This window comes from Oceanobacillus damuensis (assembly GCF_001618145.1).
Lineage (GTDB): Bacteria > Bacillota > Bacilli > Bacillales > Amphibacillaceae > Oceanobacillus > Oceanobacillus damuensis.
On the sequence record NZ_LQNF01000009.1, the window covers coordinates 116,557 to 129,064 of the forward strand.

15 protein-coding genes are annotated in these 12,508 nt (G+C 39.0%); 13 read left to right on the forward strand and 2 right to left on the reverse strand.

Annotation, left to right across the window (positions count from 1 at the left end; genetic code table 11):
• The first annotated feature begins 10 nt into the window (after positions 1–10).
• From aroE to A4245_RS08810, 9 genes are all read left to right on the forward strand, one after another.
• Positions 11–856, forward strand: a complete 846-nt coding sequence (gene aroE / locus A4245_RS08770) for a shikimate dehydrogenase (protein WP_067727350.1) — start codon at positions 11–13, stop codon at positions 854–856.
• A gap of 1 nt (position 857) precedes the next feature.
• Complete coding sequence (gene yhbY, locus A4245_RS08775; protein ID WP_067727351.1) at positions 858–1,148, forward strand: ribosome assembly RNA-binding protein YhbY; 291 nt, start codon at positions 858–860, stop codon at positions 1,146–1,148.
• A 481-nt stretch (positions 1,149–1,629) separates the two neighbouring features.
• Positions 1,630–2,196 carry a nicotinate-nucleotide adenylyltransferase gene (locus A4245_RS08780; protein WP_067727352.1) on the forward strand — a complete coding sequence of 189 codons (567 nt, stop codon included), beginning with the start codon at positions 1,630–1,632 and terminating at the stop codon, positions 2,194–2,196.
• The gene (yqeK, locus tag A4245_RS08785) at positions 2,186–2,758 is read left to right on the forward strand and encodes a bis(5'-nucleosyl)-tetraphosphatase (symmetrical) YqeK (protein WP_067727353.1); all 573 of its coding nucleotides are present in this window, start codon (positions 2,186–2,188) and stop codon (positions 2,756–2,758) included. Before A4245_RS08780 ends, yqeK begins: the two co-directional genes overlap by 11 nt.
• Before the next feature lie 4 nt (positions 2,759–2,762).
• Complete coding sequence (rsfS, locus tag A4245_RS08790) at positions 2,763–3,119, forward strand: ribosome silencing factor (protein ID WP_067727354.1); 357 nt, start codon at positions 2,763–2,765, stop codon at positions 3,117–3,119.
• Positions 3,120–3,122: 3 nt separating this feature from the next.
• A complete protein-coding gene (locus A4245_RS08795; protein ID WP_067727355.1) occupies positions 3,123–3,875 on the forward strand; it encodes a class I SAM-dependent DNA methyltransferase in 753 nt (250 codons plus the stop codon).
• 115 nt (positions 3,876–3,990) lie between these two features.
• Positions 3,991–4,578: a helix-hairpin-helix domain-containing protein gene (locus A4245_RS08800; RefSeq protein WP_067727356.1), complete on the forward strand. Its 588-nt coding sequence runs from the start codon at positions 3,991–3,993 to the stop codon at positions 4,576–4,578.
• An 83-nt stretch (positions 4,579–4,661) separates the two neighbouring features.
• Positions 4,662–5,225, forward strand: a complete 564-nt coding sequence (locus tag A4245_RS08805) for a ComE operon protein 2 (protein WP_067727357.1) — start codon at positions 4,662–4,664, stop codon at positions 5,223–5,225.
• Positions 5,226–5,247: 22 nt separating this feature from the next.
• Entirely contained in the window at positions 5,248–7,548 is a 2,301-nt protein-coding gene (locus tag A4245_RS08810) for a DNA internalization-related competence protein ComEC/Rec2 (RefSeq protein ID WP_067727358.1), read from the forward strand.
• A 107-nt stretch (positions 7,549–7,655) separates the two neighbouring features.
• Here the strand turns inward: A4245_RS08810 and A4245_RS19660 are convergent, their stop codons facing one another.
• Complete coding sequence (locus A4245_RS19660) at positions 7,656–7,790, reverse strand: YqzM family protein (RefSeq protein WP_084268734.1); 135 nt, start codon at positions 7,788–7,790, stop codon at positions 7,656–7,658.
• A gap of 320 nt (positions 7,791–8,110) precedes the next feature.
• Here A4245_RS19660 and holA point away from each other — a divergent pair, with 320 nt between their 5' ends.
• The gene (holA, locus tag A4245_RS08815) at positions 8,111–9,130 is read left to right on the forward strand and encodes a DNA polymerase III subunit delta (RefSeq protein WP_067727359.1); all 1,020 of its coding nucleotides are present in this window, start codon (positions 8,111–8,113) and stop codon (positions 9,128–9,130) included.
• 53 nt (positions 9,131–9,183) lie between these two features.
• Here holA and rpsT read toward each other — a convergent pair whose 3' ends face one another.
• Positions 9,184–9,444: a 30S ribosomal protein S20 gene (gene rpsT, locus A4245_RS08820; protein WP_067727360.1), complete on the reverse strand. Its 261-nt coding sequence runs from the start codon at positions 9,442–9,444 to the stop codon at positions 9,184–9,186.
• A gap of 229 nt (positions 9,445–9,673) precedes the next feature.
• Here rpsT and gpr point away from each other — a divergent pair, with 229 nt between their 5' ends.
• The 3 genes from gpr (at position 9,674) to A4245_RS08835 (ending at position 12,366) form a co-directional block, all read left to right on the forward strand.
• Positions 9,674–10,774: a GPR endopeptidase gene (gene gpr, locus A4245_RS08825; protein WP_067727361.1), complete on the forward strand. Its 1,101-nt coding sequence runs from the start codon at positions 9,674–9,676 to the stop codon at positions 10,772–10,774.
• Positions 10,775–10,889: 115 nt separating this feature from the next.
• Positions 10,890–12,053, forward strand: coding sequence for a stage II sporulation protein P (gene spoIIP / locus A4245_RS08830; protein WP_067727362.1), 1,164 nt, complete (start codon positions 10,890–10,892; stop codon positions 12,051–12,053).
• A gap of 13 nt (positions 12,054–12,066) precedes the next feature.
• On the forward strand, positions 12,067–12,366 hold the full coding sequence (locus A4245_RS08835; RefSeq protein WP_067727363.1) for a hypothetical protein: 300 nt from the start codon (positions 12,067–12,069) through the stop codon (positions 12,364–12,366).
• The last annotated feature ends 142 nt before the right edge of the window (positions 12,367–12,508 follow it).

Below are 12,508 nucleotides of genomic sequence, written 5' to 3' on the forward strand. Positions count from 1 at the left end.
GAGGGTTCAAATGGGATATCATTTCAAGCTTATTGGCTATCCAATACAACATTCCCTATCTCCTTGGATTCATGGTCAATTTCTTGAGAAATCTAATTTACAGGGAACGTATACGAGAATGGAAATTAAGCAGACCGATTCTTTTGAAGAAAGAATTATGCAAATGAAAAATGAGCGCGTTGATGGGTTTAATATCACAGTACCTTATAAACAGGCTATCATCCCTTATTTGGATATGCTGGATGAAACCGCCGAGAAAATGGGGGCTGTCAATACGGTTGCATATAAAGATGGAAAATGGATCGGTCATAATACGGACGGGATTGGATATGTCCGTTCCTTGGAAAGTAAATTTCCAAAACTTCTAAACAACAAAGAAATCAAGGTTTTGATAATTGGCGCTGGAGGTGCCGCAAGAGGGATCTTCGTTGCGCTCGATGCACTAGGTATTACTGCTATAGATATTGCAAACCGAACAGAGGAAAGTGCTTCTTCTATTGCCCGCAACGCTTCTTCATCCAAGGGCACAAATATACTTACTTTAGAAGAAGCAGAAAGAACATTAGGTGACTATGACCTTATCATACAGACTACTTCGGTCGGTATGAAACCGAATGAAAATAATGCAATCATATCCATAGACAAAATCAAGAGGAGCACAATTGTCAGTGATATTGTATATCAGCCTCTGCAAACCGAATTTCTGCGTAAATCAGCCGAGCGCGGGGCAAAAACGCATCATGGTCACACGATGTTACTGTATCAAGCACAATATGCTTTTGAGATTTGGACAAACAAAAGAGTGAATATTGGTGATATGGAAATAAAATTAAAAGCTTTACTGGAAGGAAGATAATATGTTGACAGGCAAACAAAAAAGATTTTTAAGATCTGAGGCCCATCATTTAAAACCGATTTTCCAGGTTGGAAAAACCGGTGTAAATGAGAATATGATTGAACAGATTTCGGATGCTCTGGAAAAAAGAGAGCTGCTGAAAGTAAGTGTTCTGCAAAACTGTGTGGAAGATAAGGACGATGTAGCGGAACAGCTGTCGAATGGGACCAATTCTGAAATCGTGCAAATAATTGGAAATAATATCGTGTTATATAAAGAATCAAAAGAGAACAAGCAACTGCAATTGCCTTAATAATCAACAAAAGCGCAAGCGCCCGTTAAGGGACCTACGGACTGCGCCCCGTACTATGGGGTGGTTCGACTTGTCGAACATTCCTACGTAGGAGATAAAGGAAACATGCCCCTTGCACTTTAGGGGTATGCCGACGTTGGCGTAGTCCGTTTTTAGTCGGCCTTCCTTAAGCAACAGAGTCGATGTTGATTTTCACCACAAGGGTATAAGTGCGACTAAGCCTCTGGCAAAGCCAGTCGGCAAGTCTTCTTTATCGTACGGAGGCGAAGGAAGTCTCGCTAGTCCCTGGGCGCTGGAGCTGGACGTGGCTGTTTATGTGTAAGAATTAATTGCTGCCAAAATTTATACTTTCTTATTTTGGAACAAAAGCGAAGGTGGACCCGGCTGTTTATGTGTAAGAGTTAATTGCTGCCAAAATAGATACTTTCTTTTTTGAAAAAATGAGCCAAATATCATTGATGTATGTTAAGAGGGGTTTAAGATGGAGCGGATAGGAATATTGGGTGGTACATTTGACCCGCCACATTTAGGGCATCTATTGATTGCGGAAGAGGTTAGGCTTGCAATGGAATTGAAAGAAGTATGGTTCATCCCGACCTATACTCCACCGCATAAAGATGCAGCAAAAACAAATGCAGACGAACGTATCACAATGCTTCGTCTAGCTACTGACAGTAATCCTTTTTTTAAAGTGAATACAATTGAAATAGAACGCTCAGGTAAATCATATACTTTGGATACAATAAAACTTTTAAAAAAGCAGTATCCAGAAAAAGAATTCTATTTTATAATTGGGGCAGATATGGTTGAATATTTACCAAACTGGTACAAGGTGGAGGAACTATTTGCACTTGTCAACTTCGTCGGGGTTAAGCGTTCCGGTTATAAACTCAATACGGAATACCCTGTAACTGAAGTCGATATTCCAATGATCGATATATCATCCTCCATGCTGCGCAAATGGCTTAGGGATAAAAGGTCAGTCAATTATATCGTACCGGATTCTGTTAATACCTATATCAAGGAGAATCATTTATATGAAAATTGATATGGCAATAGAAAAAGTCAGGCCGCATTTGACAGAATCAAGGTTTCAGCATTCATTAAGAGTTGCCGAAACAGCTGTGAAATTAGCGGGTTTGTATAATGTTTCGCCAGCAAAAGCCGAAATTGCTGCAGTATTTCATGACTACGCAAAATATCGCCCACTGGAAGAAATGAAGCATTGGATTGTGAAATCCACGCTTCCAAAAGATCTTCTGTTGTATCACCATGAACTATGGCATGGACCGGTAGGAGCATTGCTTATCCAGGCTGAGCATGGGATCGCTGACAGGGAGATACAGGAAGCCATTCAATATCATACAACGGGAAGGGCCAATATGAGTATGTTAGACAAAATCATTTATCTGTCTGATTATATTGAGCCGGGAAGGAATTTCCCCGGTGTGGATGAAGTTAGAGAAATGGCTGGGAAAGACTTGACGAAGGCATGCTGGATGGCATCAAGAAATACCATCGATCATCTAATGAGGAAACAGGGAACTATATATCCAGATAGTTTTTATGCATATAATGACTTAACGAACAAACTTAACGGAGGGACTTAATTATATGGAAAATAAAGAAATTGTGGAATTAATTGCGGAAGCTTGTGATGATAAACGAGCTGAAGACATAATTGCTCTAGACATGAATCAGGTGTCATTAGTTGCAGATTATTTTTTGATATGCCATGGCAGCACAGAGAGGCAAGTTCAGGCGATTGCAAGAGGCATTAAGGATGCCATGGAAGAAAATGAGGTCAATGTAAAGCGAGTGGAAGGATTTGAGCAGGCACGCTGGATTCTTGTCGACATTGGTGATATTGTATGTCATATTTTCCATAAGGATGAACGCCAATACTATAATCTGGAGCGATTGTGGGGAGATGCCGCACGTCTTCCTTTGCAATTAGGACAGGAAGGCTAATCGATGGCATACCAGGAAATGGCATACCTGTACGATAAATTAATGCTGAATGCACCATATAATGAATGGATTTCGTTTACGCAAGGTATAATGAAACGTACCGGTAAGAACATTGCGAAAATAGCAGACCTTGGTTGCGGCACAGGAGAAATTACAACAAGATTGGCTGAGCAGGGCTATCAAATGACCGGTGTAGATTATTCGGCCGATATGCTGACGTACGCAGAGCATAAGGCAAGTGAAAAAAATCTGACTATCCAATGGATCCAGCAGGATTTAATTTCACTGAATGGCCTAAGCCAATATGATATGGCAATTAGCTATTGTGATGTAATCAATTATATTACAGACAAAGACGATTTGAGAAAAACGTTTCACAACATTGCAAACTCTTTAAAGGACGGCGGTCTTTTTATATTTGATGTACACTCCCTTTCTCACGTGGAAATGAACTATATTAACCATACTTTCGCAGATGTTACAGACGATGCTTCCTATATCTGGTTTTGTTCAGAAGGGGAAGAACGTGGTGAAATGTTTCATGATTTGACATTTTTCTCGCGAGAGGGAGAACATTATGTGAGATTTGATGAATGCCACCACCAACAAACATATCCGGTTGAATTTTATAAAAAACTATTGAAGGATGCAGGGTTTGAAAACTTGAAATTGTATGCTGATTTCTCCTTAAAAGAGAATAATGTGGATGAAAAATCGGAAAGAATTTTCTTTTTGGCTGAAAAAAGGTCGGGATAAATACTATTTTCCGATCTTTTTTTATGTGCAGGAATTTCACTGATCATGTCGAATATAGAATTATGGATAATCCCCGAGTGTAAAAAACGTACTGATGGAAGGAGGTATTTCTTGATTGCTGGAGCTTCTGAAAAAAGCGACATTTTTTATTATTACCGCTGCTGTTGTGATTATTTTTATCCTATTAACAACAAATGAAGATGCTGATTATGTTTCGACGGATTTACATGCCGTTCCCCAAAATGATAACCCTCAGGAAGAGCAACCTTCACAATCTCCACCAACTAATTATGCGGTCGTTGATGTAAAAGGAGCAGTTATGAATAATGGTATCTATGAAGTTTCCATAGATGCAAGAGTGAATGATGTCATCATTTTGGCTGGTGGTTTCAAGGAAAATGCTGATTCTTCGCAAGTGAATCTTGCCCAGAAGGTCCATGATGAAATGGTTATTCATGTTCCGGTATTAGGTGAGATTGCAGAGTCATCAGCGGATGCGTTGAGCAATAATAAGGTGAAAATTAATTATGCTACCCAGGAAGAGATTGAAACACTTCCGGGGATTGGCCCTTCAAAAGCACTTGCAATTATTCAACATCGGGAAGAATATGGTCATTACCAAAAAACGGAGGATTTGCTGCAAGTATCCGGAATAGGTGAGAAAACGCTTGAAAATATGAAAGAGTCCATTCAAATCCCGTAAGTTTTGGAATCAGGTTGCGATTGACGAAATTTCAGGATGGAATGTAAACTAGTAACATCAATATAAAAAAGGGGCATACGCAGATGGAAAGAATATCCTGGGATCAATATTTTATGGCACAAAGCCATTTACTAGCATTAAGAAGCACATGCACAAGATTGATGGTAGGCGCTACCATTGTCAGAGATAAACGAATCATTGCAGGAGGATATAATGGGAGTGTATCTGGCAGTGTTCACTGTATTGATGATGGGTGCTATGTCATTGATGGTCATTGTGTCCGGACAGTGCATGCTGAAGCAAATGCTTTATTGCAATGTGCGAAATTTGGTGTTCCGACAGATAATGCAGACATTTATGTTACCCACTTCCCTTGCCTGCAATGTACAAAGCAGCTGATACAAAGCGGGATCAGGACCGTTTATTATGCGGAAGATTATCATAACCATGAGTATGCCATTCAATTGTTTAAAGAAGCAGGTGTGGAGACAAAGAAAGTAAAATTGGATTATTTGGCAGTCGACACAAACTACAAGGAAAAGGTTTCTCTGGTCAATAATCTGATTGGAAAGCTCGACGCTATGACAGATGAAGATCAGGAAGTTTCTTTCTTGAAGAAAGAAGCGGAAAAATTATTTCAAAAATAAACCGGAATAGGTGAACAGAAAATTGAAAGGCTATTGGCATTTGGTTGCTTTAGCGGGAGGGGCAGCCATTATAAAGGCATATTTCCATAATCAGTGGATTATTCTCGCTTTCCTATTATGGCTCTTCTATTTGTATTATTACGAACGGTTAGGGAAATGGCCGATAATCGTTTCCTTAACTGTATTTATCTTTTTTTCACTTTATATTCCCTCGATTGACAAACAGGTTTACCACGACAATCATTTTCCAACAGAACAATCCCTTTATACTGGAAAGATAGTAAGTCCTGTTCTAACTACAAAAGACAAATTGGAATTTACACTGGAAGAAAGAAAATCCGGTAACAGTATCCTTATCCTTTATTTCCCGAATAACGATAACGAAACATATCGCAACGATCCTCACTTTTCAAGTTTACAGCATGGAGCAACATGCATGCTGGAGGGGATTGCGGAATTACCTGCCGAAAGCAGAAACCCCGGTCAATTCGACTACCGCCATTTTCTTCTCACCAAAGGCATAAGCCACCAGCTTGTATTAGATTCTCTGGAAAATATTTCATGTAATGGCTCGTCTTTTCTGAATCGTTTTTATTTGTTGCGGCAATATTTGCTTAGACATATTGAAACGCAATTATCTGCATTTACTTCATCCTGGTTAACTGCAATCGTATTCGGTGAAGATTCATCGATTGATTCTGAAACAGAAAAAGTTTTTCAAAGATGGAGTTTAACCCATATTATTGCAATTTCTGGTTCGAATATAGGTTTAATCGTTGGGATATTCTACTTTATGCTGATCAGGCTTCAGTTACTTACAAAGGAAAAAACACAGTGGCTTGTGATTTTTCTGCTGCCCGTATATGCTTTGTTGGCTGGTGGCGAACCGTCTGTATGGAGAGCATCTGTCATGGTAGTGGCATTTATACTGTTCAATAAGTACAGATTTAAGTTCAGTTATACAGATGTGCTAAGTATCGTTTTCTTATTGTTGATTTTGTTTGATAAGTATATCGTTTATCATGTAGGTTTCCAGTTGTCGTTTATCGTTACTTTCGCAATTTTCCTCTCAAGTAAATGGGTCGCTGAATCGAAATCTCCTTTCTGGCAGGTACTTCAGATAAGTTTTGTTTCCCAAATGGTAATTATACCCATTCAGTTAGCGTATTTTTCCATATTCCAACCATTGTCAATTATCCTTAACTTGTTGATCATTCCATATTTTACGTTATTTGCCATCCCATTGATGTATATTCTATTACCTCTGTCATTTTTTCCCTCCGTTCTTGTGCGGCCGCTGGATTCCATTTTTGCTGAAATTCATTCCCTTGTAATATCCTTCACTGCCTTCGTTGACAGAAACTTTTATTTCCCGTTTCTATCAGGAGGATTGCCTTTGATAGCGGCAATCATCTACTTCGGTTTATTCTTTGTCTTTATGGGTGATTTGCAACGACGTCGATTAAAGCAAGCATTTCGGACAGGCGTCTTACTTTGTTTATTGGTCATGCTGATTGCTGCAAAACCATATTATTCTTCAACTGGTACGGTTACAATGTTTGACATTGGTCAAGGTGACGCATTCCTTATTGAATTGCCTTACAGAAAAGGTGTTGTAATGATCGATGCTGGTGCTAGATTTTCGTTTGAAAATATGGAAGCTTCAGAAAATGTTTATGAACAAATTTTAAAGCCTTATTTTTATTCACGTGGTATAAGGAAACTGGATGCTTTAATTATTTCGCACGAGGATTTGGACCATATGGGAAGCGCAACGTTTATTTTGCAAAATATGGAGGTGGAAGAAATAATCGTATCGGACTATTTTGATGAAATTTTATTGAGCGATTTGATAAACGGTAACTCCAATACGAATATTAGAAAAGTCCATAGGGATGATTCTGAGGCTATAGGAGGAAATGTGTTTCATGTACTGGCTCCCGGTGAAGAACGTTTTTCGGCAAACGAAAATTCACTCGTATTATTAAGTGAACTAGGCGGTGCCAACTGGCTTTTCACTGGAGATATCGGAAAAGATGAAGAAAAAGAACTGTTAGGAGCTTACCCGAATTTATCTTTGGATGTTTTAAAAGTTGCTCACCATGGAAGTAATACATCAACAGACCCAATTTTTCTTGAAAGGACAAGTCCTCGATTCGCTCTCATTTCAGTAGGAGAAAATAACCGATACGGACATCCTGCAGTTGACGTGCTCGATGCTCTAAAGGAAAAAGGAGTTGTAATACTACGAACAGATCAAAGTGGGGCTGTACAGTATATATTTAATGGGCAGGGCGGAACATTTTTTACGTACATACCATAAACTGCAAATATAGAGGTATGTTGGAAGAATGAAAAATAGAGATGGAAAAAAGAGACTGTAGATCAGTCTCTTTCAAGTTACATTCATAAAGATATGATTTCAGCTTACTATTGGCCAATCACACTGATAGTCGTACCAATAGCAAAAATTAACACGAAGAAAATAAATGAGAAAGCAAATCCTTTAATTGAGTCGACTACATCGTTGCCTTTAGACTGTACATCTTTTTCAAATTCGTTCACAATATACCCCTCCTATGTCATCAAATTCAGTATAAATTAAATGGTTAAAAAAATCTACTTTCCAGCCACTACTTATTGCAAATTAATTATTCATCTCCATTTTTAGAAAGACTTAACATCTATACTTTTGCTCTGTCGGCATAACCTAATGACAAGTAAAACATCGTTTGATATCTTTGTTTCTAGAGCTTAGATATCAGGCGTTCATATAGATGCTGGAGGGGGGATTTGTTTCTCCCCCTCCAAAATATCACTTGCCATTCACGAGTTTCAGCTTTACCATTATACCTATACATAGTTGGAATGAGAGTGAGTAGTGAATGTCATATATCGATGTAATGAAACAGCTTAAAAAAAACAATATTGATCAAGTATATCTCGCATATGGAACGGAGTCCTTCTTTCTGCAAAATATCAAAAAAGAAGTTATGAAACGGGTGCTTGATGGAGATGAAGATAATCTTTCTGTGTATGATCTTGAAGAGACACCTATACAGGAAGTTATCGCAGATGCTGAAACCTATCCGTTCTTTGGGGACAGAAAGCTTATTATCGCCAGCAATCCCGGTTTTCTTAAAGCAAAGCCGGACAAGCTCCCTTTCGAACATGATACATCCTCATTGGAAATGTATCTCGATTCACCTGCGGAATATTCCGTTTTAGTATTTGTTGCTGCTTATGAAAAAATAGATGAGCGCAAAAAAATCAGTAAGCTCCTTAAGAAACACGCCGCCGTTGCTGTTTGTAATGCAGTTAAGGATCAGGATTTAAAACAATGGATTGATACATTGGCAGGGCAGCAACGGGTAACTATAGAAAATGAAGCATATGATATTTTTGAGACAGAGTTATCATCCAATCTTCACTTACTGGAAAGTGAGTTGACGAAGCTGGCATTATATGTTGGCGACGGAGGAACTATAACAAAAGAGATAGCTGAGCAGCTTATTTCCCATACATCAAATAGTTCTTCGCTCCGATTGGTAGATGCTGTAATTGAACGTGATTTACATAAAGCGATATCTGTTTATAAGGACTTGGAGAAGATGAAAGAAGAGCCCATTGCCATGATAGCTCTGCTCGCATTTCAATTTCGTACCATATTAAGAGTTAAACTTCTTAAGCAAAAAGGGTACAGTCAATTTCAAATGCAAAAGACAATCGGGGCACATCCATATGTCATCAAGATTGGACTGGCACGGGAAAAGAAATTTTCCATATCTGAACTTGAAGATATCATCAGCAAGCTAACCGATGCCGATGCGGTAATGAAGCAAGGGAAAATGGAAAAAGAACTGGCATTTGAACTTCTGCTGTATGAGTTAATACAAACCTCTTAAAGTCTTTGGACCATACAAAAAAAACGATCCGGTTATTCCGAATCGTTTTTTTATTATAGAGCGTTAACTTTTTTAGTTAGACGTGATTTTTGACGGTCGCCTGCATTTTTGTGGATTAATCCTTTTTGGACAGCCTTGTCAATATGTTTTGTTGTAGTTTGCATTGCAACTTTAGCATTTTCTGCATCATTTGCTTCCACTAAACCTTCAACGCGTTTGATCTCTGAGCGCAATGCTGATTTTTGAGCAGTGTTAGCTGTGCGTTTCTTTTCGTTTACACCAATACGTTTGATTGCTGATTTTACATTAGCCATGTATTTCACCTCCTAGCAGTGAACATTATCTCGTTAATCGTTAATAAAGTTCAATTATCCTCTTAAAGTTATCCGTTAATTTAAATCAACTTTCAGTTGGGACAAGATGTATTTTACCAAAGGAAGCCGATGTTTTCAATAGAATTGTTATACGACCGGAATATTTCGTATGTTTTCGGGTGAATTGTCAATTCTATAATTGATAACCTTATGAAGGGAAGACATGCAGATGGATGATTTAAATAAAGCGTATCAGGTAAGAACCGATTTGGCTGTAGAAGCACGTGATATGTATACCGAAACCGAATCTAAAACGAAGAAAAGTGAAATAAAAGGAGTTTCTTTCAAAGAAAGGAACGAAGATGATATAAAAATATCCTATGTGGATATTGATGAAGAAGGTGCAAAGCTGATAGGGAAAAAGCCTGGAGCCTATGTCACGATTTATGCAGATGGAGTTAAAAAACAGGATACAGCAAGGCAGGAGGCAGCTGCAAAAGTTCTTGCAAGAGAGCTGGAGGATTTAATTTCGAGGAATAATATCCCATTGGGCGGCACCGGTTTAATTGTCGGATTGGGAAATTGGAATGTGACACCAGATGCACTCGGACCGATGACGGTCGAAAAGGTACTCGTGACAAGCCATCTGTTTAAGCTCCAGCACGAAACGGTGGCAGACGGCTATCGGCAGGTTGCAGCAGTCACTCCAGGGGTTATGGGGGTTACTGGTATAGAAACGAGTGACATTATTTTCGGTATCGCAGAAAAGTACAAGCCTGATTTTGTGATTGCCATAGATGCGCTTGCTTCAAGATCTATTGAGAGAGTCAATGAAACGATACAGCTTTCCGATACTGGTATTCATCCTGGATCAGGGGTCGGCAACAAGCGAAAAGAGATCAGCAAGGAAACGCTTGGAGTTCCTGTTCTGGCGATTGGTGTTCCGACGGTTGTTGATGCGGTGACAATTGCCAGTGATACAATCGATTTTTTGCTGAAGCATTTTGGCAGGGAATGGAACGAAAAGGACAGACCATCCAAGTCATTGGCACCGGCTGGTATGGCTTTTGGAGGGAAAAAGCTTACTGATGAAGACATGCCGGATAAAGAGAAGAGAGAAACGTTCCTTGGCATCGTAGGCTCTCTATCGGATGATGAAAAAAGAAAGCTGATTACAGAAGTCCTGACACCAATCGGTCATAATTTGATGGTAACACCAAAAGAGGTGGACGGATTTATGATTGATATGGCTAATCTGATAGCCAATGGGGTGAATGCAGCATTGCATGAAAAAGTAAATGTGGACAATTTTGCATCTTATTCCAGATAATTGAAGCCGGCTCTATTAAATGTTCTATTTTTCAAATACATGGTTCTAGTTTTTCAGTTCAGCTCATAGATTTTAAACAAGAGTTGACAGCAGAAAGGTGGAATCATGTATTTTTATGAACAGAAATCACCTGAAAAACAATGCCCAGCATATATCGAGAAATAGCGGTTTATATTTGCTTAGTGTTATTGTTCTTTTTATATTTATTGGTTTACTTACAACCGTTCAGCCAGCATACCGTTTTTCATCTGGTTTGATTACGGAGTGGACAAGGGATATCGATGGATTCGTGTTTTACAGCCTATTAGGCATGGAGAACCGGTCGTTTAAGGAAGCATTTCCAGATGATCGTCAATTGCCAAAACTTTCAGGAGTGCTCTTTCAAGTAGCGACAAATTTAAAACCGAATGATCCACGAAGTCTGCTCGGAAACGAAATTCCCGGATTTTCCATTTACGATAGACGTATTCTTATAGCGGGAGAGGGAACGGATTATACCAATCTTCCTATCGAATCACTTCCGCCATTGGAAGAAGTATTGAAAGAACGGGAAGCAATCATGGATGAAGAAACAGAAGAACCGATTGTTGAAGATAATCAGGAAGTATTACAACAAACGACTGGGGGACGCAATGTAGTATTTATTTACAACACACATAACAGGGAATCTTTCCTTCCCTATTTGCCAAATGATTCAGACCCAGATTCAGCACATCATCCCGAGATGAACATTACCAAGGTCAGTGAACGTCTTGCTCAATCACTGGAAAGGAAAGGGATTGGCACCTATGTTGATGATACAGACATTGGTAATTTATTGAATGAAAAAGGATGGCAATACGGGAAATCATATGATGCTTCGAGAGAAATTGCCGAAGAAGTTTTCGCCTCCAATAAAGATATACAGTTTGCTTTTGATCTTCACCGTGACTCACAACCTAGAGATTTAACAACGACAGACATTGACGGAGAGGCCTATGCAAGAATTATGTTTGTCATAGGGATGGAGAATGCTGATCATGAGAAGAATCTTGAATTGGCTACTAAATTGCATTATCTCATGGAGGAAAAATACCCTGGTATAAGCAGGGGACTTCTTCCTAAAGAAGGAGGGGGGACAAATGGTGTCTATAATCAGGATCTCTCGGACAATTCTATTCTGATTGAATTTGGCGGGGTGGAAAATACAATGGAAGAATTGTACCGCTCTGCAGATGCACTGGCAGAAGTTTTCAGTGAATTTTATTGGGACGCAGAAGCAGTTCAAGCGAATCCATAGGAGGAGATAGACGGTGCGATTACTTGTAGTCTTATTATTCATGGCTGTATTTTTCTTGTCAGGGATTGTTTATGGAATGAACAAGGAGCAGGATTTACCAACTGTCACCGATTTTACGGAAGAAAGAGGAACCGAAGAAGAACAAAATGTAATTGTCGAAACGGTCTCCACTCCAGTAAGCCAGCCGGATATCACGGAGGCTTCATCAGTCCAATATACACAAAAAACAGCCTCCATCTTGGAAGCGGGTGTAAAAGGTTTCTTTGAAGTTCTGATGGAGTTTATGTATCAAATTGCAAAAATCTTTTTTTGACATGTAGATAATTGTTTATCCCGCATACAACGGACTGAAATCCCACTATTCAATGAAGGTTGGCTTTTATTGATTGAATATAACCGCTGCAATTGCTATAATCAATCCTAGTGATTAATGCCTTAAATTTGGAAGCTTTTAT